The organism is Roseovarius spongiae (assembly GCF_003651245.1).
GTDB lineage: Bacteria > Pseudomonadota > Alphaproteobacteria > Rhodobacterales > Rhodobacteraceae > Roseovarius > Roseovarius spongiae.
In genome coordinates this window covers 1154096-1178797 of sequence record NZ_RAPE01000001.1, presented here as the reverse complement: position 1 = coordinate 1178797, position 24702 = coordinate 1154096, and the positions used below count along the sequence as shown (strand labels likewise).

22 protein-coding genes are annotated in these 24702 nt (G+C 66.0%); 12 read left to right on the top strand and 10 right to left on the bottom strand.

Translation table 11 applies throughout. The features are described from left to right. Positions 1-24: 24 nt before the first annotated feature. A complete protein-coding gene (gene gap / locus D6850_RS05445) occupies positions 25-1026 on the top strand; it encodes a type I glyceraldehyde-3-phosphate dehydrogenase (protein WP_121164514.1) in 1002 nt (333 codons plus the stop codon). A gap of 82 nt (positions 1027-1108) precedes the next feature. Beyond that, positions 1109-1252, top strand: coding sequence for a hypothetical protein (locus D6850_RS19405; protein WP_166433997.1), 144 nt, complete (start codon positions 1109-1111; stop codon positions 1250-1252). Between the two features lie 64 nt (positions 1253-1316). Here D6850_RS19405 and coaD read toward each other — a convergent pair whose 3' ends face one another. From coaD to D6850_RS05430, 3 genes are all read right to left on the bottom strand, one after another. Next, entirely contained in the window at positions 1317-1808 is a 492-nt protein-coding gene (gene coaD / locus D6850_RS05440; protein WP_121164511.1) for a pantetheine-phosphate adenylyltransferase, read from the bottom strand. A 93-nt stretch (positions 1809-1901) separates the two neighbouring features. Beyond that, positions 1902-2336, bottom strand: a complete 435-nt coding sequence (locus D6850_RS05435; protein WP_121164509.1) for a CBS domain-containing protein — start codon at positions 2334-2336, stop codon at positions 1902-1904. An 82-nt stretch (positions 2337-2418) separates the two neighbouring features. After that, positions 2419-3315: a LysR family transcriptional regulator gene (locus D6850_RS05430; RefSeq protein ID WP_121164507.1), complete on the bottom strand. Its 897-nt coding sequence runs from the start codon at positions 3313-3315 to the stop codon at positions 2419-2421. A 102-nt stretch (positions 3316-3417) separates the two neighbouring features. Here D6850_RS05430 and D6850_RS05425 point away from each other — a divergent pair, with 102 nt between their 5' ends. From D6850_RS05425 to mmsB, 8 genes are all read left to right on the top strand, one after another. Further along, the gene (locus D6850_RS05425) at positions 3418-4917 is read left to right on the top strand and encodes a CoA-acylating methylmalonate-semialdehyde dehydrogenase (RefSeq protein ID WP_121164505.1); all 1500 of its coding nucleotides are present in this window, start codon (positions 3418-3420) and stop codon (positions 4915-4917) included. Between the two features lie 282 nt (positions 4918-5199). Next, complete coding sequence (locus D6850_RS05420) at positions 5200-6537, top strand: glycine cleavage T C-terminal barrel domain-containing protein (RefSeq protein WP_121164503.1); 1338 nt, start codon at positions 5200-5202, stop codon at positions 6535-6537. 87 nt (positions 6538-6624) lie between these two features. After that, the gene (locus D6850_RS05415) at positions 6625-7683 is read left to right on the top strand and encodes an NAD(P)H-dependent flavin oxidoreductase (protein WP_206019201.1); all 1059 of its coding nucleotides are present in this window, start codon (positions 6625-6627) and stop codon (positions 7681-7683) included. A gap of 183 nt (positions 7684-7866) precedes the next feature. Then, on the top strand, positions 7867-8868 hold the full coding sequence (locus D6850_RS05410) for a VPLPA-CTERM sorting domain-containing protein (RefSeq protein WP_121164499.1): 1002 nt from the start codon (positions 7867-7869) through the stop codon (positions 8866-8868). 167 nt (positions 8869-9035) lie between these two features. Further along, positions 9036-10169 (top strand): carboxylate-amine ligase, encoded by a 1134-nt coding sequence (locus D6850_RS05405; protein WP_121164497.1) that lies wholly within the window; start codon positions 9036-9038, stop codon positions 10167-10169. Between the two features lie 79 nt (positions 10170-10248). Continuing rightward, a complete protein-coding gene (locus D6850_RS05400) occupies positions 10249-11391 on the top strand; it encodes an acyl-CoA dehydrogenase family protein (RefSeq protein WP_121164495.1) in 1143 nt (380 codons plus the stop codon). A gap of 10 nt (positions 11392-11401) precedes the next feature. After that, positions 11402-12451: an enoyl-CoA hydratase/isomerase family protein gene (locus D6850_RS05395; RefSeq protein ID WP_121164493.1), complete on the top strand. Its 1050-nt coding sequence runs from the start codon at positions 11402-11404 to the stop codon at positions 12449-12451. A gap of 3 nt (positions 12452-12454) precedes the next feature. Continuing rightward, positions 12455-13327: a 3-hydroxyisobutyrate dehydrogenase gene (gene mmsB, locus D6850_RS05390; RefSeq protein WP_121164491.1), complete on the top strand. Its 873-nt coding sequence runs from the start codon at positions 12455-12457 to the stop codon at positions 13325-13327. A 2-nt stretch (positions 13328-13329) separates the two neighbouring features. Here mmsB and D6850_RS05385 read toward each other — a convergent pair whose 3' ends face one another. Beyond that, the gene (locus D6850_RS05385; RefSeq protein ID WP_121164489.1) at positions 13330-13683 is read right to left on the bottom strand and encodes a hypothetical protein; all 354 of its coding nucleotides are present in this window, start codon (positions 13681-13683) and stop codon (positions 13330-13332) included. 211 nt (positions 13684-13894) lie between these two features. Between D6850_RS05385 and D6850_RS05380 the strand changes: the two genes are divergently transcribed. Then, positions 13895-14983, top strand: coding sequence for an AI-2E family transporter (locus tag D6850_RS05380; protein ID WP_245964099.1), 1089 nt, complete (start codon positions 13895-13897; stop codon positions 14981-14983). Positions 14984-15025: 42 nt separating this feature from the next. Here the strand turns inward: D6850_RS05380 and D6850_RS05375 are convergent, their stop codons facing one another. Together D6850_RS05375 and uvrA are read right to left on the bottom strand one after the other, a co-directional pair. Then, the gene (locus tag D6850_RS05375; RefSeq protein WP_245964098.1) at positions 15026-16018 is read right to left on the bottom strand and encodes an Lnb N-terminal periplasmic domain-containing protein; all 993 of its coding nucleotides are present in this window, start codon (positions 16016-16018) and stop codon (positions 15026-15028) included. Between the two features lie 3 nt (positions 16019-16021). Then, positions 16022-18910, bottom strand: a complete 2889-nt coding sequence (gene uvrA, locus D6850_RS05370) for an excinuclease ABC subunit UvrA (RefSeq protein WP_121164487.1) — start codon at positions 18908-18910, stop codon at positions 16022-16024. Between the two features lie 138 nt (positions 18911-19048). Here uvrA and D6850_RS05365 point away from each other — a divergent pair, with 138 nt between their 5' ends. After that, positions 19049-19399 (top strand): DUF488 domain-containing protein, encoded by a 351-nt coding sequence (locus D6850_RS05365; protein ID WP_121164485.1) that lies wholly within the window; start codon positions 19049-19051, stop codon positions 19397-19399. A gap of 7 nt (positions 19400-19406) precedes the next feature. Here the strand turns inward: D6850_RS05365 and D6850_RS05360 are convergent, their stop codons facing one another. The 4 genes from D6850_RS05360 to D6850_RS05345 all read right to left on the bottom strand — a co-directional run bounded on the left by D6850_RS05360 (position 19407) and on the right by D6850_RS05345 (position 24676). Next, positions 19407-19964: a class I SAM-dependent methyltransferase gene (locus D6850_RS05360; protein WP_121164483.1), complete on the bottom strand. Its 558-nt coding sequence runs from the start codon at positions 19962-19964 to the stop codon at positions 19407-19409. A 139-nt stretch (positions 19965-20103) separates the two neighbouring features. Beyond that, entirely contained in the window at positions 20104-20694 is a 591-nt protein-coding gene (locus tag D6850_RS05355) for an outer membrane protein (protein WP_166433996.1), read from the bottom strand. Positions 20695-20790: 96 nt separating this feature from the next. Beyond that, complete coding sequence (gene lpdA, locus D6850_RS05350) at positions 20791-22188, bottom strand: dihydrolipoyl dehydrogenase (protein WP_121164479.1); 1398 nt, start codon at positions 22186-22188, stop codon at positions 20791-20793. Positions 22189-22387: 199 nt separating this feature from the next. After that, positions 22388-24676, bottom strand: a complete 2289-nt coding sequence (locus D6850_RS05345; protein WP_121164477.1) for an ATP-binding protein — start codon at positions 24674-24676, stop codon at positions 22388-22390. Positions 24677-24702 lie beyond the last annotated feature (26 nt).

Here is a 24702-nt window from a genome sequence, read left to right as displayed (position 1 = left end):
CCAAGCCGAAACAGGAGAGTTCCCATGACAGTCAAACTCGGCATCAACGGCTTCGGCCGGATCGGCCGCGCGACGCTCGCGCATATTGCGCAGTCAAACCGCGACGATGTGCAGGTGGTCAAGGTCAATGCGACCGGCCCGCTGGAAACCGCGGCGCATCTCATCAAGTATGACAGCGTGCATGGCCGCTTTCCGAACGAGATCACGCTTGGCGACGGCACGATGGATCTCGGGCGCGGCCCGATGCAGATGTTTTCGACCTACGACCTTGACGAACTCGACTGGTCAGGCGTCGACGTGCTGCTGGAATGCACGGGCAAGTTCAACGACGGCGAAAAGGCCGGCAAGCATCTCGAGCGCGGCGCGGGCAAGGTGCTGCTCTCGGCGCCCGGCAAGAATGTCGACCGCACCGTAGTGATGGGCGTGAACCACGAGGACCTGCGCGCCGACGAGCGGATGATCTCGAACGGCTCGTGCACCACCAACTGCCTCGCCCCGCTGGCCAAGGTGCTGCACGAAGGCATCGGCATCGAGTCGGGCATCATGACCACGATCCACGCCTATACCGGCGATCAGCCGACGCTGGACCGGCGGCACAAGGATCTCTACCGCGCGCGCGCCGCGGCGATGTCGATGATCCCGACCTCCACCGGCGCCGCGAAGGCGTTGGGCGAGGTGCTGCCCGCCCTCAAGGGCAAGCTCGACGGCTCGGCCATCCGGGTGCCGACGCCCAATGTCTCGGCGGTGGATCTCACCTTCCTCGCCGCGCGCGACGTGACCGAGGACGAGGTGAACGCCATCGTCGAGAAAGCCGCGAACGGCGCGATGAAGGGTATCCTCGCCTATGACCCCGAACCCAAGGTCAGCGTGGATTTCAACCACACCGACGAAAGCAGCATCTTCGCCCCCGCCCAGACCCGCGTGACCGGCGGGCGGCTGGTGCGTGTGCTGGCCTGGTACGACAACGAATGGGGCTTCTCGGTGCGCATGGCCGACCTCGCCGCCCACATGGGCCGGCTGAAGTAAACGCGTATTCGCACAGCTTGCGCGCTGCGGCCCCGTCAGGCATACCCGGCGGGGCCGCAGCCGTTCGGAAAAGAGTCTCGCCATGACCAACAGGATCGCCATCGGGATCGGGCTGATCGTCGCCGGCGCGCTCTTGGTCGATTACATCCGCCAGGACTCCGAGGGGCTGATTTTCCTCGCGCGCAAGGGCGCGGAGCTTATCGAGTGGATGGCGTTCTGGCGCTGATCCAAGACTATTTTCACAATAGTCTTGGGAAAAACTCTTCTGTGAAGAGTTTTTCGCCCTGCCGTCAGGCGAATTTCTCCAGCAGGGCGGCATTGACCGGCGGGGTGACGAACTTGCTCACGTCACCGCCGAGGCGGGCGATCTCCTTGACCAGCTTGGACGCGATCGCCTGGTAATGGGCGTCCGCCGTCAGGAACACGGTCTCGACCGACGCGTCGAGCGCGCGGTTCATGCCGACCATCTGGAATTCATACTCGAAATCGGCCACCGCCCGAAGCCCGCGCAGGATCACCTGCGCCCCGACGTCCCGGGCGCAGTCGATCAGCAGGTTCTCGAACGGATGCACGACGATTTCGGCGCCGGTGCCCGCGGCCAGGTTCCCGGCCTCCGCCTCGATCATCGCCACGCGATCCTCCAGCGAAAAGAGCGGCCCCTTGTCACGGTTGATTGCAACACCGATTACCAGCCGGTCCACCAACAGGCAGCCGCGGCGGATAATGTCGATATGGCCCAGCGTGATCGGATCAAACGTGCCGGGATAAAGGCCGATGCGCATCAGGTGTCTCCGTCTTCGGATTCGGATTCGGGAATCTCATCCGCGCAGAAAGCAGCAGCGAAGGCCGGTTTGCAAGCCCTCGGCGCCGCTGCCTCAATGCCCCATGATCATGCTCTGGAGCGCGTCCTTCTCCATCGACAGTTCCTGCAGGCGCGCCTTGACCACGTCGCCGATGGTCACGATCCCGACGAGCTTGTCGTCCTCGACCACGGGCATGTGGCGGAACCGCCCGTCCGTCATCCGCGCCAGCACCCCGTCCGAGGTGTCCTGAAGCGCCGCGCAGACCGGGTTGCGGGTCATCATGTCGTCGATCTTCTCGCCCAGGCAGGACGCGCCGCGCACGGCGAGCGAGCGCACGATGTCGCGCTCGGACAGGATGCCGGCCACGTCCTCGCCGTCGCGCGACACCACCAGCCCGCCGATCCGCCGCTCGGCCAGGATGCGCGCCGCGTCCGAAACCAGCGTGCCGGGTTTGACGGTGATGACCGCGCTGTCGCCCTTGGCCTTCAGGATTTGCTGCACCAGCATCGCGTCGCCCCTTCTTGTTGCTTTTCGCTTTCAGCGTCCCCCATCCCGCGAAACCTGTCAAGCGCCGCCGCCCGCCACGCGATCAGGCCCGGTCTTCCAGCCGCGCGACCTCGCGCCGGATGCCGCGCGCCAGCGCCTCCGCAAAGCGGTTCATCCGCTCGAGCCGGCGGTCCTCGGCATGGCGCACAAGGTAGAAGCTGCGGGTCAGGCTGATCTCGTCCTCCAGCACCTTCACCAGCCCCCGCGCATAGGGGATCGCGAAGTCGTGCATGATCCCGATCCCCGCCGCCTGCCGCAGCCAGCTGAACTGCACGGAAACCGAGTTGCTCGCGAGGTCGACCCGGTCGAGCCCCGTTTCAGCCAGGTAATCCAGCTCCTTGTCGAAGATCATGTCTTGGATGTAGCCGATGATCCGGTGATGGCGCAGATCCGCGCGGGTGTTGAGCGGCGCGGATTTCTCTAGGTAGTTGCGCGACGCGACCAGGTGCAGGTGGTAGTCGGTCAGCTTCTGCACGCTGAGCCGCCCGGCCGAGGGCGCGCTCACCGCGATGGCCATGTCGGCCTCGCGCTTGGACAGGTTGATGATCCGCGGCAGCGCGACGATCTGGATCTCGAGATCGGGGTTCTGCTCGACGATGCCGGTGCAGACCTGGGGCAGCACGAAATTCGCCATGCCGTCCGGCGCCCCGAGCCTGATCTGCCCGCTCAACTGCCGCCCGTGCCCGCCCACGTCCTCGAACGCGGCCAGCATCTCCTGCTCGGCGCGCATCGCGTGGTCCATCAGACGCTGCCCCTCGTTGGTCAGCGCGTAGCCCTGCGGGGACTTGGCGAAGAGCGCCGCCTTCAGCGCCCGTTCGAGCCGCGCGATGCGCCGCCCGACGGTGGCGGGGTCGACCTTGAGGATGCGGCCCGCGCCCGACAGGCTCTCGGCGCGCGCGACGGCGAGGAACACCTTGAGATCGTCCCACTGGCTGTCCATCCGCGCGCCCCTGCATTAATGCAAATCCTCTTTGTCAGATTGCCCCTTTTCCACGAATATTTGCAAGAGTAGGTTGAGCCCGAACCAGAACAGGAGGATTCCATGAAGGAACTGACGCATTACATCGACGGCGCGCATGTCAAGGGCGCGTCGGGTCGCTTCTCCGACGTCTACAACCCGGCTACCGGCGAAGTGCAGGCGCGCGTGCCGCTGGCGACCGCCGAAGAGCTCGACCGCGCCGTCGCATCCGCCGCGGAGGCGCAGCCCAAGTGGGCCGCCGTCAACCCGCAGAAGCGCGCGCGCGTGCTGATGGAATACATCCGCCTGCTGCATCGCGACATGGACAAGCTGGCCGAGGCGATCAGCCGCGAACACGGCAAGACCCTGCCCGACGCCAAGGGCGACGTGCAGCGCGGGCTCGAGGTGATCGAATTCTGCATCGGCGCGCCGCATTTCCTCAAGGGGGAATATTCGGTCAACGCCAGCAACGGCATCGACATCTACTCCATGCGCCAGCCGCTTGGCGTGGTGGCGGGCATCACGCCCTTCAACTTCCCGGCGATGATCCCGCTGTGGAAGATGGGCCCGGCCATCGCCGCCGGCAACTCCGTCATCATCAAGCCCTCCGAGCGCGACCCGTCCTGCCCGCTGATGCTGGCCGAGCTGTGGACCGAGGCCGGGCTGCCCGACGGCGTCTGCCAGGTCGTCAACGGCGACAAGGAATCGGTTGACGCCATCCTCGACAACGAGACGATCCAGGCAGTGGGCTTCGTCGGCTCCACGCCGATCGCGCAATACATCTACGGGCGCGCCTGCTCGAACGGGAAGCGCGCGCAGTGCTTCGGCGGCGCCAAGAACCACATGATCATCATGCCCGACGCGGATCTCGACCAGGCCGCCGACGCGCTGGTGGGGTCGGGCTACGGCGCGGCGGGCGAACGCTGCATGGCGATCTCGGTGGCCGTCCCCGTGGGCGACGAGACCGCCGACCGCCTGATCGAGAAGCTCAAGCCGCGCATCGACAGCCTCAAGATCGGGCCCTACACCTCGGGCGACGACGTGGATTACGGCCCCGTCATCACCGTTGAGGCCAAGCGCCGGATCGAGGGGCTGGTGGAATCGGGGATCGAACAGGGCGCGAAGCTGGTGATCGACGGGCGCGACTTCAAGCTGCAAGGCTACGAGAACGGCCATTTCGTCGGGCCGCACCTCTTCGACCACGTCACCCCCGACATGGATATCTACCAGCAGGAGATCTTCGGCCCCGTGCTCTCGACCCTGCGCGCCGGCTCCTACGAGGAGGCGCTGCATCTTGCCTCGTCGCACGAGATGGGTAACGGCACCTCGATCTTCACCCGCGACGGGGACACCGCGCGCGACTATGCGGATCGGGTGAATGTCGGCATGGTCGGCGTCAACTTCCCGATCCCGGTGCCGCTGTCCTACTACACCTTCGGCGGCTGGAAGAAATCGGGCTTTGGCGACCTCAACCAGTACGGCCCCGACGCCTTCCGCTTCTACACCAAGACCAAGACGGTCACCTCGCGCTGGCCGAGCGGGATCAAGGAAGGCGGCGAGTTCCACTTCAAGACCGCGGACTGACCCGCGCCACCGGGCCAGTTTCCTCGAAGAAACCTCAGGAAAGGGGCCGCGCATTTCGCCGCGGCCCCTTTTCGCGTCGCCGCGGACGGTTTTCGCCGCTCGACGTCTGGTCATGGCGCAGCCCTGCCGCCCTCCCCGCCTTGCCAGTAAGCCGTATCGCCATACCTAGGGCATGATGAGGCTCTCCGAACTTGCAGGGCAGGGACGGGCCAGCGCCAGGGTGAAACGCCCGCAGCGCCCCGATCCCCGGTCCCCGGCGGGCCCAGCAAGAGGAGATCCGTCATGCCCGACACAACCCACACCCCGCAAGACGCCCGCGCCCATCCCAACGTCGCCTCGGTCGATCAGTCCGACCGCACCGTGCCGGTCAACCTGCGCCAATCCGGCTCCACGCCGGTGCAGATGCTGATTTCGACCCGCGTGCGCAAATCGCCCTTCTGGCACCTCTCGGTGGAATCCGGGTGCTGGCGCGCGACGGTCTACAACCGCATGTATCACCCGCGCGGCTACGTCCGCCCCGAGGACGGCGGCGCGATGGCCGAATACGACGCGCTGGTCAACCGCGTGACGCTCTGGAACGTCGCGGTTGAACGCCAGATCCGCGTGCGCGGCCCGGACGCCGAGGCCTTCGTCGATTTCGTCATCACCCGCGACGCCACCGGGATCGAACCGATGCACGGAAAATACGCCATCCTCTGCAATGAGGCGGGCGGCATCCTGAACGATCCCGTCCTGCTGCGGCTGGCGGAGGATGAATTCTGGTTCTCGCTGTCGGATTCTGACCTCATGTTCTGGCTTCAGGGCGTCAATGTCGGGCGCCGCTTCGACGTGGAAATCGCCGAGATCGACGTCTCCCCGGTGCAGATCCAGGGGCCGCTGTCGGAGGATCTGCTGGTCTCGCTCGTCGGCGATGCGATCCGCGACGTGCCCTATTACGGGCTGATGGAGGCCGAGATCGGCGGCTGCGCGGTCGTCATCAGCCAGACCGGGTTCTCCGGCGAAAAGGGCTACGAGGTGTTCCTGCGCGACGCCACGCTCAACGCCGAGGCGCTGTGGTACGCGATCCGCGGCGCCGGCGCGCGCTTCGGCCTGCGGGTGATCGCGCCCGCGCACCACCGCCGCATCGCCGCCGGCATCCTGTCCTGGGGGCAAGACATGGACGCCGAAACCTCGCCCTTCCAGGTCAACCTGGCCTACCAGGTCCCGCGCGAAAAGACGGGCGATTACATCGGCAAGGCCGCGCTCGAGCGCCAGCGCGCCGCGATCGACGAGGGCGGCTATCCCTTCCGGCGGAAGCTCGTCGGCATGACGCTCGGCGGTCGGCCGATCACCGATTACGCGCCCGATTTCTGGTTGCTGAGCGACTTGGACGGCGCGCGCGTCGGTTATCTCACCTCGCCCTGGTGGTCGCCGGAGCTGGGGACCAACATCGCGCTGGGATACGTCCCGTGGGAGATGTCCGGCATCGGCACGCAATTGCGGGCCGAGCTGCCCGAAGCCTATTGCGAATCCTCGGGCAAGCCGGTGGACGCCACGATCTGCGAGGTGCCGTTCCGTCCCTCCGCCCACCCGAGCGCGCGCGAGCGCGCCAGCGCCGCCGGGCGCGACTGGGCCGAGTGACCGGAGCGGGCCGGCGGGCTTGCGCGCCCGCCGCCCGCCGTGGTTCTAATGTGCGCTGAGTCCCCCTGCCCCGAAGGAACCCGAACCATGTGGCCCGACACACGCCTTTGCGACCTGCTCGGAATCGAGCACCCGATCCTGCTGGCCCCGATGGCCGGCACCACGACCCCCGCGCTCGCCGCCGCCGTCTCGAACGCGGGCGGGCTTGGCGGGCACGGCTGCGCGACCATGCCGCTCGAGCGGCTGCGCGCCCACCTCGATGAGATCTCGACGCTCACCAACCGGGGCGTGAACCTCAACTTCTTCTGCCATACGGAGACGGACATCACGCCCGAGCATCACGCCGCGCTGCTCGAGGCGCTCGCGCCACATTACGCCGCCGCCGGCGTCGCCCCGCCCGAAGCGATGCCCGACCGTCCCTATGACAGCTTCGGCCCCGAGCATCTCGAGATCCTGCTCGCACACCCGCCCGCTGTCGCCAGCTTCCATTTCGGCCTGCCCGACGCCGACGCGGTCGCGGCGCTGAAGGAGGCGGGCGTGCGGATCCTCTCGACCGCCACCACCGTCGCCGAGGCGCGCTGGCTGGCCGAGCGCGGAGCGGACGCGATCATCGCTCAGGGCTGGGAGGCCGGCGGCCATCGCGGCGTCTTTCTCGATGTCGAACACGACGCGCAGGTCGGGTTGGCCGCGCTGGTGCCGCAGATCGTTGACGCGGTGGACGCGCCGGTGATCGCGGCGGGCGGCATCGCAGACGGGCGCGGCATCGCCGCCGCCTTCGCGCTCGGGGCGAGCGGGGTACAGATCGGCACCGCGTTCCTCACCGCCGAGGAGGCCGCCGACAAGCCGCACCACTTCGCCAGCACGCGGGCGGGCGTCGACGACAGCACCCGGATCAGCCGCGCCGTGTCGGGCCGCCCCGCGCGCGGGCACCGCACTGGCTGGCTCGACGCGATGGCGGACGTGCCGCCCGCGCCCTTCCCGCTGATGTATCACTATACGAAACCGCTGATCGCCGCCGACAGCGACACGCATCACTTCTCGCTCTACGGCCAGTCCGCCGCCCTCGCCCCCGCCGGACCCGCCGCGGAGCGGCTCGCCGCGCTGGTGGAGGACGCGGCGCGGGCGTTCGCGCGGCTGTGCGGTTGAGGTGCGGACGCCATGAGAGGATCTGAATCCCGCCCGCATAACAACGAAACTTTCGCATAGCCGCCCTAAGCGACTTTGTTCTTAAAGTACATTCCACTTGCCACATTTGTAACTTTGCATTGCTACGGAAGCGGTCGTTCGATAAATTGGGAGGGAAATACTTTGGGGAGAGGATAATTTAACATGCGTTTTGTGGGTATTTTTTGCGCGGTGGCTGTCACAGCCCCGTCAGTTCTTTCAGCATCAACACTTACTCTTGTGAGCATGAGCGGGTCGTCGCACAACGAAATCGGCGTAAATGCCGACGGCAACCCATTTCTCCTGGAAGGCGACACCCGGCTTGCCACGGATAATGGCTTCACAGCAAGCCCCGGTCGTATCGATACGTCAACGGATTACGAAACGCCCGATGCGGAAGACGAAGAGGGCCCGTTTCCTCCTTACCAGATCGGAAGCTCCGAAGGTTACGCCGATCTCAACACCGGTAAGACCGGCATGGCGGTCAATGCAGAGAGCGACACATACGACGAAGCCTTTATCAGTGGCGCGAATACCGGTCTTGCATTCGGGTTCCTGTATGAGGGCGATGAGGATCTGGTTCTGCCGACAGGATGGCTCAGCCTGACGGTGGACGGCTCCTGGGGCGGGGATGACTGGGACTACACAGTGGCCAGCAATGCCGGTTTCCTGGGCACGGTTACGACCGGCTCACCCTATTACATTGACGAAGAGGTGGGCGCGATAAGCGGACCGCGGGTCGATGCCGTGAGCGGACGTGCGAATGCTCATTTCGCGACCTTCTTCGCGGACGCGGCCACCGATCTTGATGCTGGCGCGGGATCAAGCGTGTCCGCCGATGCCAGTGGCTTTGCCTTCACATTGCTGGCGGATGGAATGACGGTGGAAGACGGCCAATACCTGTCATTCTCTTTCGGCCATAACATATCCTCCGGCGTGGAGGGCACATCGGCATTCGTCGATGCGCTGAGCACGGCCTCGATCGGATTAAACGTTCTGGGATTGGCAGAGGTCGATACCCCGAACCTCGGCTCCGTTTCGTGGCTCAATGACGCTCCGGACCCGGGCGGTTCCACGGTGGTTCCGCTTCCGGCCGCCGGCTGGATGCTCCTTGCAGGGCTTTTCGGAATCGCGTCGATCAAGCGCCGCAAAAAGATGGACGCCTGAGAGTTCGCTCAAGGCAACGGCGCAGCGGCGAATTTCGCCATGTCGGCGTCCGGTTAGCGTGTTTCCGACAAATGGCGACGCCGTTTCGCAAGTAGGAGCGGCTCCGCTCCACCCTTGCCTGCCGCGGCGCGCGCGTGCTCTGATGAAACAAACGGAGGACGCGCCGCATGGCCCTCAACGAACCCGCCTTCTCCATCGGCATCGAGGAGGAATATCTGCTGGTGGACCGTGACAGCCTGGCGCTCGCCGAGGCGCCCGCCGAAATGATGGAGGCCTGCCAGAACGAGTTGCAGGAACAGGTCGCGCCGGAGTTTCTGAACTGTCAGATCGAGATCGGCACCAAGGTCTGCCGCGACGTGAACGAGGCGCGCGGCGAGTTGCAGCGCCTGCGCGCCTGCGTCAGCCGCGAGGCGGCGCGCCACAACCTCAGCCCCATCGCCGCGTCCTGCCATCCGTTCTCGGACTGGCGCGAGCAGAAGCACACCGACAAGGATCGCTACAACACGCTTTCGCATGACCTAGGCGGCGTCGCGCAGCGGATGCTGATCTGCGGCATGCATGTCCATGTCGGGATCGAGGACGCGGACCGCCGCATCGACCTGATGAACCAGCTCACCTATTTCCTGCCGCACATGCTGGCGCTCAGCTGTTCCTCGCCCTTCTGGCAGGGCGAGGATACCGGCCTCGACAGTTATCGCCTGACGATCTTCGACAACCTGCCGCGTACCGGGCTGCCGCCGCGCATGAACGGCTTCGGCGACTTTCAGCGCTCGGTCGACGTGCTGGTCGATCTCGGCGTGATCGAGGACAGCTCGAAAATCTGGTGGGATTTGCGCCCCTCGTCGAAGTTCCCGACGATCGAGGCCCGCATCTGCGACGTGCAGCCCCGGCTCCAGGACACGGTGGCGCTGGCGGGCATGACGCAGGCGCTGGCGCGGATGCTCTGGCGGCTGGCGGTCAACAACCAGCGCTGGCGCATTTATGATCGCTTTCTCATCGCCGAAAACCGCTGGCGCGCGCAACGCTACGGCGTGCGCGAGGGGCTGATCGATTTCGGCCTTGGCGAAGTGGTGCCGATGACGCAGCTCATGGACGAGGTGCTGGAGCTGGTGCAGGATGATCTCGCCTTCTTCGATTCAATGGATGCCGTGACGCGCGCCTGCGACATCGCCCGGGACGGCACCAGCGCGGACCGGCAGCGCCGCATCCACGCCGCGCGCCGCGAGGCCGGGGGCGACGACGCCACCGCCCTGCGCGCCGTGGCGCAACACCTGATCGACGAGTTCCACGCCGATCTCTGAGCCTTGCGCGCTCTTGTCATGCACCGGGCGCGTCATATAATTAAACAGGCGTTCAATTCGGCCCCGAAGGAGCCCAGCTATGGATTTCGCACCGAGTGAGGAACAGGTCGCCATCTTCGACATGGCCCACGCCTTCGGACAAGAGCATATCGCCCCTCACGCCCGCAAATGGGAGGCCGAGGGGGACATCCCCAAGGACCTCTGGCCGCGGATCGCGGAGCTCGGGTTCGGCGGCCTGTATGTCTCAGAGGAGTCGGGCGGCTCCGGTCTCTCCCGGCTCGACGCGACGCTGGTCTTCGAAGCGTTGAGCATGGCCTGTCCTTCGGTGGCAGCCTTTTTGTCTATACATAATATGTGCGCCAAGATGATCGACGCCTTCGGCTCGGACGAGATGAAGGCGCGCGTCTTGCCCGACGCGCTGTCGATGAAATGCGTGCTCAGCTATTGCCTGACCGAACCCGGATCGGGCAGCGACGCCGCCGCGCTCAAGACCCGCGCCGAACGCACGAAAGATGGCTACACGCTGAACGGGACCAAGGCGTTCATTTCGGGCGGCGGATATTCCGACGCCTATGTCGTGATGGTGCGCACCGGGGAGGACGGCCCCAGGGGCATCTCGACCGTGCTGGTCGAGGACGGGACCCCGGGGCTCAGCTTTGGCGCGCTCGAGGACAAGATGGGCTGGCGCAGCCAACCCACCCGGCAGGTGCAGTTCGATGATTGCCAAATCCCCGCGGAAAACCTCGTCGGCCAGGAGGGCAAGGGATTTTCCTACGCGATGGCGGGGCTTGACGGCGGGCGGCTCAACATCTCGGCCTGCTCTCTGGGGGCGGCGCAGACGGCGATGAACGCGACGCAGGACTACATGCAGGAGCGCAAGGCCTTCGGCAAGCCGATCAACGAGTTCCAGGCGCTGCAATTCCGCCTCGCCGAGATGGAGATCGAATTGCAGGCGGCGCGCGTCTTCCTGCGGCAGGCGGCTTGGAAGCTAGACACCGGCGCGGCGGATGCGGGCAAATACTGCGCGATGGCCAAGAAGTTCGTAACCGAGGCCGGGTCGCGGATCGTCAACCAGTGCCTGCAACTGCATGGCGGCTACGGCTACCTGGCCGATTACGGGATCGAGAAGCTGGTGCGCGACCTGCGGGTGCACGAGATCCTCGAAGGCACCAACGAGATCATGCGCCTGATCGTCGCGCGTCACATGATGAACGAGCGCTAAGGGACTAAACGTGAACGAGGATATCCATATCCGAACGGAGGGATGCGCGGGGCGGATCACGCTTACGCGGCCCAAGGCGCTCAACGCTCTCACCTATGAGATGTGTCTGGCCATCGAGGATGCGCTCGACGCCTGGGCCGAGGATCCGGGCGTCGCCGTGATCCTCATGGACGGCGCGGGCGACAAGGCGTTCTGCGCCGGCGGCGACATCCAGCAGCTTTACGCGCGCGGCAAGGCCGGCGATTTCGCCTACGGGCAGAGGTTCTGGCGGGATGAATACCGCCTCAACGCGCGGATCGCCGAATACCCCAAGCCGATCGTGAGTTTCCTGCACGGGTTCACCATGGGTGGCGGGGTCGGCATCGGCTGTCACGGCAGTCACCGGATCGTCGATCACGAATCGGTCATTTCCATGCCGGAATGCTCCATCGGCCTTGTGCCGGACGTGGGCGGCTCGCTCTTGCTGGCGCGTGCGCCGGGGCGGCTGGGTGAATATCTCGGGCTGACGGCGGCGCGGATGAAAGGGGCGGATGCGCTCCACGCGGGCTTTGCCGACATGCTGATCCCGCGCGCGCAATGGGACACGCTCAAGACCGCGCTGATCAAGGGGCAAGACACCGACATTCTGGAGCGATCCGCCGTCGCCGCGCCCGCTACCCTGCCCGATCTGCAAGCGCAGATTGACCGGCATTTCGCCGGCAGCACGCTGACGGACATCCTGCACGGCCTTGAGCGGGCCGACGATGACGCGGATTTCGCTGCCAATGCGCTTCGGGCGGTGCGCCGCAATTCGCCGCTGTCGATGGGCTGCACGCTTGCCCTGCTCCACCGGCACCGGCAGGACGCGCAGGGCATCCGCGCCGCAATTGCGCTCGAGTATCGCTTCACCCACCGGGCGATGGAACACGGTGATTTCATCGAGGGCGTGCGCGCGGCGATCATCGACAAGGACCGCGCACCCAAATGGCGACACGACGTCGAGGCGCTCCCTGACGGGGCGGTAGAGCGGATGCTCGCGCCGCTTGGCCCGGAAGAATTATCTTTTGAGAAGGAAGGCTAAACCATGAAGATCGGATTTATCGGACTGGGCAACATGGGCGGGCCGATGGCCGCCAACCTTGTCAAGGCGGGCCATGACGTGACCGGCTTTGACGTGGCGGGCGTCACCGTCAAGGGCGCCGCCGCCGCGCACAGCGCCGCCGAGGCGGCCACGGGCGCCGAGGTGGTCATCACCATGCTGCCCAACGGCAAGATCCTGCGCGCCGTCGCGGATGAAATCATCCCCGCGATGCAGAAGGGCGCGGTTTTCCTCGACTGTTCGACCGTCGACGTCGAGAGCGCGCGCGACGTCGCCGCGCAGGCGCAGAAGGCCGGGCTTTCGGCGCTCGACGCGCCGGTTTCGGGCGGCATCGGCGGGGCCGAGGGCGGCACGCTCACCTTCATGATCGGCGGCGACGAGGCCGGGCTCGACATCGCCGCGCCGCTTTTCGAAATCATGGGGCAGAAGGCGGTCCATTGCGGCCCGTCGGGCAACGGCCAGGCGGCCAAGATCTGCAACAACATGATCCTCGGCGCGACCATGATCGTCACCTGCGAAGCCTTCGCGCTCGCCGACAAGCTGGGTCTCGACCGGCAGGCGATGTTCGACGTGGTGAGCACCTCTTCGGGCTACAGCTGGTCGATGAACGCCTATTGCCCGGCGCCCGGCATCGGCCCGAAAAGCCCGGCGGACAACGACTACAAACCCGGCTTCGCAGCCGAACTGATGCTGAAGGATCTCGGCCTTGCCCAGACGGCCGCCGAGACTGCAGACGCGGACACGCCGCTTGGCGCGCGCGCGCTTGAGCTATACCGCGCCTTCGTGGAGAAGGAGGACGGAAAGGGTCGCGATTTCAGCGCCATGCTCCCCCGGTTCGAAGGGCGCGGGCGCGGCTGAGGTCAGGGGCGCAGCTTGATGCCACGGCTCCGGGCGAGCGAACGGCAATAGCTCATCCAGTCGCGGAAGTCCTGGGTGAACACATAGCTCCTGCCCTTGGCGTCCCAATCAGCGGCCTTGGTTTCCGCCATATGCGCAAGGTATTCGGAAACGTCGCTGCGCCCTTCTTTCCGGGCCTCGCTTTGGGCGCCGGTCATGAACTTGGCCGCCGCCTGCTCAAGCATGGCGCCTTTTTCGGTCGAACGCCGCGAGGGATCGTAGCGGTTTGACAGGTCGTAGAGCTGCGCGCATTGCACAAAGCTTTCGCTGATCGGTTGGCTGGCCGACGCCATACCCGGCGCCACCACAAGCGCCATTGCAACTATTCTCGTCCGCATCACAGATTTCCTTCCATGCGAGGTTCCGATATTCCCACGCGATACAGAGGAAACTATGACCCCAACGCGACGGAAATGTGCGCGCGCGATAATCTCCGGCAGACGGGCGCTCTCCTCCGCAGGCGTGGAACCAGGCGCGATGAAGATGCGTTGCGATGCTATCGCTTTCCCAACATGAAGTGCGCATCAGTTGCAGCCGTCCAGACGCCTTGAAACACCGATAATCGGCATCTTCATCATCCTGCTCCTGCATGTGATGGTGTGGGCGTCGTCATTTCTCATTCCGATCACCGCCGCGATCCTGTCCTATCTCGTGTTCTCCCGCCCGCGTCGCTGGCTGGCGCGCCGGGGATTGCCCGACATGCTCATCGCGACGATCTTTACCTCCTTCTTGTTCGTCCTGCTGGGCGTGGCGATCATCTGGTTTGCCGAGCCGGTGGTGAACTTCATCGACGAACTGCCTGAACTTGCACGCGATTTCCAGCAGGAACTGGCAAGCGAAGGCGGCCCGTTGGCGGCGCTGAACGAAGCGGCCACCGCGATCGGGGACGCCGTCGAAGGCGAAACCGAGAAGAAGCCGCTGAAGGTCGAGGTCGTCTCGGATAAATCGACGACAAGCACCATCCTCACGATGGCGCCGAGCGTCCTCGGCCAGGTCGTTTTCGCGATCTTCCTCACCTTCTTTCTCATCGGGTCGGGGGATTTCTTTGCCCGCCGCACGGTCGAAAGCATCGCGCGGCTCAGGGACAAGCGCCGCGCTGTCGAGGTCATCCACACCATCGAGGAACGGCTGGGTCGCTACCTGGGCGGCATCGCGGTCATAAACGCCGGGCTCGGCCTGTCGATCGGTACGGCGATGTGGTTTTGGGGGCTGTCCAACTATATCGGCCTCGGGGTCATGGGCTTCGTGCTGAACTTCGTCCCGTTCCTCGGCGCGGTGGCGGGCGCGGCGATCTCGGGGTTCATCGCCTATGTCACGCTGGGGGACGGCTGGATCGCGTTCGGGGCCGCAGCGACCTACATGGCGCTCACCTCGATCGAGGGGCAGGTCGTCACGCCGCTCCTGATCTCGCGCCGGATGGAGTTGAACACGCCGATCTTGTTTCTCGTGGTCGCGTTCTTCGCCTATATCTGGTCGGTGATCGGTATGGTGGTCGCGGTGCCGATCCTGATCGTGGCCAAGATCATCTGCGACGAGGTCGAGGGCCTGCAACGTCTGGGCTATTTTCTCGGCGACGCGGAAGGGTCCGGCGCGGCAGAGATCGACGAAAGCGGTTGAGCGCAGCCGCCAGCGGCCACGATGCGGGCCTTCATGCTCTGCTCAGCCCCTCCAGTTGGCGCGCATGGCGCGCGAAAACGCCACGCCGTCCTCGGTCGCCGGGCCAAGCCGGCCCAGCCGGGCGCGCCGCTCGATCTCTGCAAGCGACATCCCGTCGGGCAGCACGCCGAGGCGATAGGTATAGTCCGGCAGCAACCCCGAGAACAGCACCGCCGCATCAAGGGGCGCGCCGTCCGTCAGCCGGCGCAGCAGTCGGAAGGGCACGGTGGTGCAGTTCTTCGTCGCGGTGTTGTACCATTGCGGCGCATCGGCAAGGTCGTTGCCAAGCCTGAGCAGCGCGAGGAACAGGTCGCGGCGCAGATCGGCGGGCATGTCGATCGGGTAGAGCGACACCTCTTCGCCCCGCGCGTCCGTGCGCAGATGAACGATGTCGCGCTCATCCGCCGCGATCAGCGCCAGTTCGTATTCGCGGAAGAACCCGCCCAGCGTCGAGTAGGACTCGCCCTTTTCCTTGCGGATCTCGCCGGAAAACGCGATGTGGCGGCCGTCTTCGAAGCCGAAACTGACGAGCGTGTGGGCGATCAGCGGGCTGCCCCAGACCGACAGGATCATGTCCACCGATGTGATCGCGTCCGGGTCATAGGTCCGGCTCTCCCAGCGTTCAGCGGCCTCGGTTTCGGTTTTCCAGCGGAAATCGCGGACGTTATGCAGGGTGACTGTCCCGTCGGCGTTGAAATCGGCGGTTACGGTGCGCGCGACCTCCGCGCGCCAGTCACGGTTTTGGCGCGGCTCGACGCCGGACCACGAGAGCGCTGCCGCCGACAGCAGCCCCGCCATCCCGATCCAGAGCGCGCCCCAGCGCCGCCGCCATGCAAGCAGCGCGAAACCGCACCCGACAAAGGCCAGCGCCGCCAGAAGCGTGATCCGCAGCCAGCCAGCCATCTGGAAATGCAGGGCAAACCCGACCCAGAGCAGCAACCCCGCGGCCAGAAGCACCTGCAACCCGCGCCCGGCGATGGTCAGCGTCCCGCGCACGCCCTATTCGGCGGCGACGTTGCGCGGGCCGAACATCGGTTTGAGGTAGCGCCCGGTATGGCTCTGCGGCGCCTCGGCCACGTCCTCGGGCGTGCCGGTCGCGACGATCTCGCCGCCGCCATCGCCGCCCTCGGGGCCGATGTCGATGATCCAGTCGGCGGTCTTAATGACATCGAGATTGTGTTCGATCACGATCACCGTATTTCCGGAATCGACAAGCTCGTGAAGGACTTCGAGAAGTTTCTTCACGTCCTCGAAATGCAGCCCCGTGGTCGGCTCATCCAGGATGTAGAGCGTGCGGCCGGTGGAGCGTTTCGCCAACTCTTTGGACAGCTTCACGCGCTGCGCCTCGCCCCCCGAGAGCGTCGTCGCCTGCTGGCCGACCTTGATATATCCCAGCCCGACGCGCACCAGGGCGTCCATCTTCTCGCGGATGCTCGGCACCGCCGAGAAAAACGCCTGCGCATCCTCGACCGTCATGTCAAGAACGTCCGCTATGCTCTTGCCCTTGAACTTTATTTCCAGCGTTTCGCGGTTGTAGCGCGCGCCCTGGCAGGTCTCGCAGGTGACGTAGACGTCGGGGAGGAAGTGCATCTCGATCTTGATGACGCCATCGCCCTGGCAGGCCTCGCAACGGCCACCCTTCACGTTGAACGAGAACCGCCCCGGCTTGTAACCGCGCGCCTTGGCCTCGGGCAGACCGGCGAACCAGTCGCGGATCGGCGTGAAGGCGCCCGTATAGGTCGCCGGGTTCGACCGCGGCGTGCGCCCAATGGGCCGCTGGTCGATGTCGATCACCTTGTCGAGATGTTCGAGCCCCTTGATCGTCTCGCAGGGCGCGGGCGTCTGGCGCGCGCCGTTGAGGCGCATCGACGCGGTCTTGAACAGCGTCTCGATGGTGAGCGTCGACTTGCCGCCGCCCGACACGCCGGTCACGCAGATGAACTTGCCCAGCGGAAACTCTGCATCCACCGCCTTGAGATTGTTGCCTGTCGCCTTGACGACCTTGAGCTTCTTCCTGTTTCCCTTGCGCCGCGTGGCGGGCACGGCGATCTCGCGCACGCCCGAAAGATACTGCCCGGTGATCGAATCGGGGTCGTCGGCGACCTCGGCCGGCAACCCGTGGCTGACCACCTGCCCGCCATGCACGCCCGCACCGGGGCCGATGTCGAAGACGTAATCGGCCTCGCGGATTGCTTCCTCGTCATGCTCCACCACGATCACCGTGTTGCCCTGGTCGCGGAGGTTCTTGAGCGTGCCGAGCAGCCGATCATTGTCGCGCTGGTGCAGCCCGATGCTGGGTTCGTCCAGCACGTAGAGCACCCCGGTCAGGCCGGATCCGATCTGGCTGGCCAGCCTGATCCGCTGGCTTTCGCCGCCCGACAGCGTGCCGGCGTTGCGGCTGAGCGTCAGGTATTCGAGGCCCACGTTGTTGAGGAAACCCAGACGTTCGCGGATTTCCTTGAGGATGGCGCGGGCGATCTCGTTCTTCTGCGCGCTGAGCGCATCGGGCACGCGCTCGATCCACTCCAGCGCCTCGCGGATCGACATCTGGACCACCTGCCCGATATGCAGCAGCGCGTCGCCGCCGCCGATCTTGACCGCCAGCGCCTCGTCCCGCAGGCGGTAGCCGTCGCAGGCGCCGCAGGGGCGGTTGTTCTGGTAACGCTCGAACTCCTCGCGGATCCAGTTGCTGTCGGTCTCGCGATAACGCCGCTCCATGTTGGGGATCACGCCCTCGAAGACGCGGCTGACCTGGTAGACGCGCCCGCCCTCGTCATAGCGGAACTGGATTTCCTCGTCGCCCGAGCCGAACAGGAAGACCTGCTGCACATGCGGATCAAGGTCCTTCCACCGGGTCTGCATGTCGAACTCGTAATGCTTGGCGATCGCCTCGATCGTCTGCTTGAAATAAGGCGATTTGCCCTTGCGCCAGGGCGCGAGCGCGCCGTCGTAGATGCGCAGGTTCTGGTCCGGCACGACGAGTCGCTCGTCAAAGAAAAGCTCCATCCCCAGCCCGTCGCAGACCGGACAGGCGCCGAAGGGCGCGTTGAAGGAAAACAGCCGCGGTTCGATCTCGGGGATGGTGAAGCCGCTGACGGGGCAGGCGAATTTCTCGGAAAACGTGATGCGCTCGGGCTCGGGCGGCTCCTGCCCCTCCTCGGCGCGCGGCGCGGTTTCGAGGATCGCGATCCCGTCGGCCAGATCGAGCGCGGTGCGCAAGCTGTCGGCGAGCCGCGTCTCGAGCCCCTCGCGCACCACGATCCGGTCCACCACCACGTCGATGTCATGGCGGAACTTCTTGTCGAGCGTGGGCGGTGCGTCCAGCTCATGGAATTCGCCGTCAACCTTGACCCGCTGGAAGCCCTGCTTGCGCAGCTCCAGGAATTCCTTGCGATACTCGCCCTTGCGGTCGCGCACGATCGGGGCGAGCAGATAGCCGCGCGTGCCCTCCCCCAGCGACATGACGCGGTCCACCATGTCCTGCACCTGCTGCGCCTCGATCGGCTTGCCGGTGGCGGGGCTGTAGGGGGTGCCCGCGCGCGCGAAGAGCAGCCGCAGATAGTCGTAGATCTCCGTGACCGTGCCGACGGTCGAGCGGGGGTTCTTGCTGGTGGTCTTCTGCTCGATGCTGATCGCGGGGGATAGGCCGCTGATGTGATCGACATCGGGTTTCTGCATCATGTCGAGGAACTGGCGCGCATAGGCGGAAAGCGATTCGACGTATCGACGCTGTCCCTCGGCATAGATCGTGTCGAAGGCGAGGCTGGACTTGCCCGAACCCGAAAGCCCGGTGATGACGACAAGCTGATCGCGCGGGATATCCACGTCTACGGACTTCAGGTTGTGCTCGCGCGCGCCGCGCACCTCGATGAATTTCTGCTCAGCCATGCTGCCTCCGGACCTGCGAAGTTGATAGATAGTGTATCACTGCCGAGTCTCCAACCCGCTATCGGGAACGAACGCGGAACAGCGTACGCGGGAACCGGCGGGGCCGTCGGGCGTTCGATGCAAAAGGAGGGTGGGAACATGGATATTCGCACGAAACGCGCCTATGACGATCCGGCCAGGAACGACGGGTTCCGCGTGCTGGTGGACAAGATCTGGCCGCGCGGCGTCTCCAAGGAAGACGCGCGCCTTGACGACTGGCGCAAGGAGGTCGCTCCCAGCGACGATCTGCGCGAATGGTTCGATCACGACCCGGACAAGTGGCGGGAATTCCGCGGCAAATACTTTGACGAACTGGACAAATGCGGCGAGGCCGTGGATGACCTGCTGGAGCGGGTCCGCGACGGGCGCGTCACCCTAGTCTACGGCGCCAAGGACGAAGAGCACAACAACGCCGAGGCGCTGCGGGATTACCTGAAAAAGAAGGCGTGAGCCCCGCTCACTTGCGCGCCAGCGCCCAGGCGCAGATCGGAAAATCCGCGTCGTTTTCCAGATCATCCCTGCCCGCGCGGTATGGGGGCGGCCAGTCGCGCTCCAGGTTGCGCAGTGCGGCGGCGCGGTTGCCCCATTGCGCGGCGCGGATGTTGCGAGCCTCGAACCCGGCCTCGATCAGCAGGTTCTTCAGCCCCCGCGCGCTCCAGCGCGAACAGTCGATGGGCGAGGCGTGATAAGGCACGAAGAACGGAACGGCGACCCAGAAATATCCGCCCACGCGCAGCATCCGGAGCACGTTGCGCGTGGCGGCGTAGGGCCGGTCGAGATGCTCCCACACCTGGTTGGCCAGCACGATGTCGAACTTGCGCACCAGCCCTTCGGCATCCTCGAACGGGGCCGTGCAGATATCATGTTTCGGAAAGCGGAAGCGCTCGTAGGACTTGAACGGATAGCGCCGCCCGTGCTTGCCCGAGATCTCGGCCGCCTCCATCGACGGCAGGTCCAGCGCCTCGAGCCATTCCCGGGACGTGCGTTGCATGACGATCCGGTTGAGGCTGGGCATGATGTCGCGTCGTATCCCGTGCTGAAAAAATCTACCGGCGGCGAATGACCCCGGCGACAGATTGACAGGATGGCGCGGCATTGCAAGCGATCCGGGCCGGGCAGCCTGTCGTCCCGGGGGCCTTGCGGTCGCGCCCGGCTCAGAAATGCAGGTTCAGCCCGAACCGGTAGACCACGTTCCGCGAGCCGCCCGACGTCGCGACGCCGCCGACAGTCCGCTCGGATCTGGGCGCATCGACGTAGAACGCCTCGAACCGGCCGGTCACGTTGTTCCCGAGCCAGCGTTCCGCCCCCGCCCCGGCCATCAGGCCGGGTTCGAAATCCGTGCTCGACCCGGCGCCGGCGATGGCGGTCTTCCTCTCGGTCCAGGCGACGCCCAGGCTGCCGTAAACCAGCGTCCGGCCCATGACCTGCCCCGCGCGCATGCGGATCGACGCCATGCTGTCCTCGGTGAAATTGCCGCCGACCGAGCTCGCCCGCAACCTCATGCGGGAATAATCGGCCTCGGCCCCGTAAACCGTATTGCCGCTCTGCCAGTTATAGCCCAGCTGGACGCCGCCCAGCAGGCTCGCGTCGTTCCCCCGCGGCCCCGAAACGGCCGGCAGGCGGTTGGTGAAATCGGCGTAGGCCCCGCCAAGATGCACCCCGGCGTAAGCGCCGCTCCAGTCCTGCCCGGCGGTGGCGCCCGCGGTGGCGGCCATCACGCAGATGCATGCGCCCAGCCGCGCCATCTGTCTGCAAAGCGGCATATGTCCCCTGTCGTCAGGTCTTTCTTCAGGCCGAGCATACAGGGAACCGCGATTCGCGCAATCGCGCGCGCCGGCGGCTCAGATATGGATCACCCGCCCGTAAGCGTCGAGCACACTTTCATGCATCATCTCGCTCAAAGTCGGGTGCGGGAACACGGTGTCCATCAGCTCCTGCTCCGTGGTTTCGAGCTGGCGACCGACGATGTAGCCCTGGATCAGCTCCGTCACCTCGGCCCCGATCATGTGCGCGCCAAGCAGCTCGCCGGTCTTCGCGTCGAACACCGTCTTGACCATGCCCTCGGGTTCGCCAAGCGCGATCGCCTTGCCGTTGCCGATGAAGGGGAAGCGCCCGACGCGCACCTCGTGCCCGGCCTCCTTCGCCTTGGCCTCGGTCATCCCGACGCTGGCGATCTGCGGCTGGCAGTAGGTGCAGCCGGCGATGCTCGACGGCTTGACGGGGTGCGGCTTGCCGCCCGCGATCAGCTCCGCGACCATGACGCCCTCGTGGCTGGCCTTGTGAGCGAGCCAGGGCGCGCCGGCGACATCGCCGATGGCGTAGACGCCTTCGACCTTCGTGCGGCAGTATTCGTCCGTTACCACGTGGCTGCGGTCGACCTCGACCCCCAACTCCCCGAGGCCCAGGCCCTCGGTGTTGCCGACGATGCCGACGGCCGAGATCACCGTGTCGAACTCCTGTTTCGTGATATTCCCGCCCTGCTCGATATGGGCGGTCACGGTCCCCTTGCCGCGGTCGAGCTGCTTCACGCCCGCCTTCTCGAGTATGGTCATCCCCTGCTTGGCGAACGCCTTCTTGGCCATGCCGCTGATCTCGGCGTCCTCGACGGGCAGGATGCGGTCCATCACCTCGACAACGGTGGTTTCGGCGCCCAGCGTGTTGTAGAAGCTGGCGAATTCGATCCCGATCGCGCCAGAGCCGATGACCAGCAGCTTCGACGGCATCCGCGGCGGGACGAGCGCGTGCTTGTAGGTCCACACCAGTTCCCCGTCCGCTTCGAGACCGGGCAGTTCGCGCGCCCGCGCGCCGGTCGCGATCACGATGGCCTTCGCGCTCAGTTCCTGCGTCTCGCCATCCTCGGTTCGCACCGAAACCTTGCCGCGCGCGGGGATACTGGCCTCGCCCATGATGGCGGTCACCTTGTTCTTCTTCAGCAGGTGCCCCACCCCGCTGTTGAGCTGCTTGGCCACCGCGCGCGAGCGTTTGACGACCGCATCGAGATCATAACCCACGCCCTCGGCGCTGAGCCCGAATTCGCGCGCGCGATGCATGAGGTGGAACAGTTCGGAAGACCGCAGCATCGCCTTGGTGGGAATACAGCCCCAGTTGAGACAGATGCCGCCCATGTGCTCGCGCTCGACCACCGCCACGCTGAGGCCGAGCTGCGCGCCCCGTATCGCCGCCACGTAGCCGCCGGGCCCGGCGCCGATCACGATCATGTCAAAGCTCTTGGAGGCCATGCGCCACTCCTTTCAGGACTTTCGCCCGACGCTAAACCATCCCGAAAAGCCGCACAACGCCGTTGAGCGCGCGCGTCCCTCGGGAAGCCCCGGCGAAAGGCCCGCCCTGACGTCTTATCTGCCCGTTCTCGGAAACCGGCGCGGGGTCGCTGCCGTCGCAGGCGCGTTCAATGCGGGCGTCCGCATCATGGATCCGGCCTTACGCCATCTGCCGCTGGACCACCTCAGTCAGCTCGCTCAACGAGAAAGGCTTGGGCAGGAAGACCGAGTTCGGGATGCGCGCCTGGGCGTCGCCGAAATCCTCCTCGGCATAGCCCGATACGAAGACCACGCGCGCGCCCGGCCGCGCCTTCAGCGCCTCGCGCACCCAGCTCGGCCCGTCCATGCCCGGCATGATCACGTCCGTCACGAATACGTCGATATCGAGACTGTCATCCTCGAGCATCTCGAGCGCGCCTTCCGCGGAATCGGCTTCGAGCACCGTGAACCCCCGCATCTGGAGCGCGCGCGACGCGAAGGCGCGCACCGGGGCCTCGTCCTCGACCAGCAGGACCACGCCTTCGGCCGGCGCCTCGGCCGGGGCGATCCGGGGCGTGTCGGCGGCGGGCGCCTCGGGCGCGTCATGGGCGGGGAACAACAGGAAGAAACTGCTGCCGACGCCGCGCTCGCTGTCGACGAAGATGAAACCGCCGGTCTGCTTGACGATCCCGTAGGCGGTCGAGAGGCCGAGCCCGGTCCCCTCTCCGGTCCGCTTGGTGGTGAAGAACGGCTCGAACACCTTTGGCAGCTTGTCCGGCGCGATCCCCGCGCCCTCGTCGGTCACGGTCACCTTGACGTAGCGCCCGGGCGCGACCACGGCCCGGTTCCGGCGCAGCGGCTCCTCAAGCGTGACGTTCTCGGTCACGAGGTGGATTTCGCCCCCTTCCGGCATCGCGTCCCGCGCGTTCACCACGAGGTTCATCATCACCTGCTCGAGCTGCCGCTTGTCCGCCCGGATCGCCCAGAGCGTCGGATCGTGACTGAGCGACAGCACCACCTTTTCGCCGACCAGGCGGTTCAGCAGATGCGTGAGGTCGGACATGGCGTCGCGCAGGTCCATCATCTCGGGGCGCAAGGTCTGCTTGCGGGAATAGGCCAGAAGCTGGCTGACCAGCGACGCGGCGCGGTTGGCGTTCTGGCTTATCTGCACGAGATCGCCGTAATCCGCATCGCCCTGGTCGTGCCGCAGCAGCAACAGGTCGCAATGGCCCGAGATCGCGGTCAGCAGGTTGTTGAAATCATGCGCCACGCCCCCGGCGAGCTGGCCGATCGCCTGCATCTTCTGACTCTGGACGAATTGCGCCTCGAGCGACTTGAGCTCGGTGGCGTCGCTCAGCACCGCGATCAGGACCGTCCGCCCCTCCTCGGTGGCGCGGCTCAGCGTGACCTGCACGAAGGTTTCGCGATCGTCGCGCCGCACCCGCAGGAATTCGGAATGCATCGTGCCCCGCCCCAGCGCGGAATCCTCCAGCCAGTCGGGGATGGAGCGGCCCAGCCCCTCGAGCAGATCGGTGATCGAGCGCCCCGCGCAACCGCAGCAGCCCAGCAGCTCGCCGGCGTACCTGTTGCAGACCTGGATCGTCCCGGTGGTGTCGAGCTTGATCAGGGGAACCGGCAGGTCGTCGAAGAACGTCCAGCTGTCGGTGGGACGCCCGCCCGCCATGACGCCGGGCAACAGGAACACCTCGCGCCGGCCCGCCATGCCTTCGAGTTCGACCACGAGGCAGGGCTCGGAGCCGTCCTTCGTGCTGATCTCGTTGAGTTGCCCCGAGCGCAGCGGAAGGCTCGGGCAGATGCGGTCGAGCGTGCGCGCCCGCTCGCCCACGAGGGCGCGAGCCGCGCCGTTCATGAAGAGGATCGCGTTGTTGCGCCCGACCGTGATCAACGGAAGCGAGGCCGGATCGCTGCGCCGCGCGACACCGTCGCCGGATTTCTCCACGCGCCAGAGGTAACGCCCCGCGCCGGCGCGATGCACCCCGAGCCGGACATGTCCCGCCCCGGTCACCAGGTCTTCATGCGCGCTGCCCCGCGCGTCGGCCTGGGATTGCAGGCGAAAGATCACCGCGCCGGGATTGGCCAGGAAACTGTCGAGCACCCCGGTCAGCGTCCCGTTGGGGGGCGCGTCGCAGGTTCTGCGCGCGGCGCGGTTGATGCAAGCAATCCGCCCGTCCCGCCCGGTGATGATGCTGGGCACTACGTCATTCTCGATCAGCTCCGTCAGCGCGGCGCCGGAAAGCCGATCCTTCATGCGCCGGGCAAGGCCGAACGCGAACAGCCACAACGTCACGCCGCCGAGCAGGGCCGCGACCGCGACCGCGCCGAACCGCGCTGCGCCGCCGGGCAAAAGCAGCGCCGCCCCCGCGAAGCACAGCGCCGCGGCGAATATCATGCCGCCGCGCGGCCCGCCTCTCGCGGCGGTGCGCGCGATGGGGTCGAAGGAGGGGCTCATGGTGCTCACACGCGGGAATCCTGCTG

What these genes read in the sequence shown, in the direction of transcription:
- lpdA (WP_121164479.1), bottom strand. Translation starts at nt 22,188, where the DNA reads ATGGCCTCCAAGAGCTTTGACATGATCGTGATCGGCGCCGGGCCCGGC.
- D6850_RS05400 (WP_121164495.1), top strand. Translation starts at nt 10,249, where the DNA reads ATGGATTTCGCACCGAGTGAGGAACAGGTCGCCATCTTCGACATGGCC.
- D6850_RS05345 (WP_121164477.1), bottom strand. Translation starts at nt 24,676, where the DNA reads ATGAGCCCCTCCTTCGACCCCATCGCGCGCACCGCCGCGAGAGGCGGG.
- gap (WP_121164514.1), top strand. Translation starts at nt 25, where the DNA reads ATGACAGTCAAACTCGGCATCAACGGCTTCGGCCGGATCGGCCGCGCG.
- D6850_RS19405 (WP_166433997.1), top strand. Translation starts at nt 1,109, where the DNA reads ATGACCAACAGGATCGCCATCGGGATCGGGCTGATCGTCGCCGGCGCG.
- D6850_RS05425 (WP_121164505.1), top strand. Translation starts at nt 3,418, where the DNA reads ATGAAGGAACTGACGCATTACATCGACGGCGCGCATGTCAAGGGCGCG.
- D6850_RS05415 (WP_206019201.1), top strand. Translation starts at nt 6,625, where the DNA reads ATGTGGCCCGACACACGCCTTTGCGACCTGCTCGGAATCGAGCACCCG.
- D6850_RS05385 (WP_121164489.1), bottom strand. Translation starts at nt 13,683, where the DNA reads ATGGCGCTTGTGGTGGCGCCGGGTATGGCGTCGGCCAGCCAACCGATC.
- uvrA (WP_121164487.1), bottom strand. Translation starts at nt 18,910, where the DNA reads ATGGCTGAGCAGAAATTCATCGAGGTGCGCGGCGCGCGCGAGCACAAC.
- D6850_RS05355 (WP_166433996.1), bottom strand. Translation starts at nt 20,694, where the DNA reads ATGGCGCGGCTGGGCGCATGCATCTGCGTGATGGCCGCCACCGCGGGC.
- D6850_RS05430 (WP_121164507.1), bottom strand. Translation starts at nt 3,315, where the DNA reads ATGGACAGCCAGTGGGACGATCTCAAGGTGTTCCTCGCCGTCGCGCGC.
- D6850_RS05420 (WP_121164503.1), top strand. Translation starts at nt 5,200, where the DNA reads ATGCCCGACACAACCCACACCCCGCAAGACGCCCGCGCCCATCCCAAC.
- D6850_RS05410 (WP_121164499.1), top strand. Translation starts at nt 7,867, where the DNA reads ATGCGTTTTGTGGGTATTTTTTGCGCGGTGGCTGTCACAGCCCCGTCA.
- coaD (WP_121164511.1), bottom strand. Translation starts at nt 1,808, where the DNA reads ATGCGCATCGGCCTTTATCCCGGCACGTTTGATCCGATCACGCTGGGC.
- D6850_RS05360 (WP_121164483.1), bottom strand. Translation starts at nt 19,964, where the DNA reads ATGCCCAGCCTCAACCGGATCGTCATGCAACGCACGTCCCGGGAATGG.
- D6850_RS05405 (WP_121164497.1), top strand. Translation starts at nt 9,036, where the DNA reads ATGGCCCTCAACGAACCCGCCTTCTCCATCGGCATCGAGGAGGAATAT.
- mmsB (WP_121164491.1), top strand. Translation starts at nt 12,455, where the DNA reads ATGAAGATCGGATTTATCGGACTGGGCAACATGGGCGGGCCGATGGCC.
- D6850_RS05435 (WP_121164509.1), bottom strand. Translation starts at nt 2,336, where the DNA reads ATGCTGGTGCAGCAAATCCTGAAGGCCAAGGGCGACAGCGCGGTCATC.
- D6850_RS05365 (WP_121164485.1), top strand. Translation starts at nt 19,049, where the DNA reads ATGGATATTCGCACGAAACGCGCCTATGACGATCCGGCCAGGAACGAC.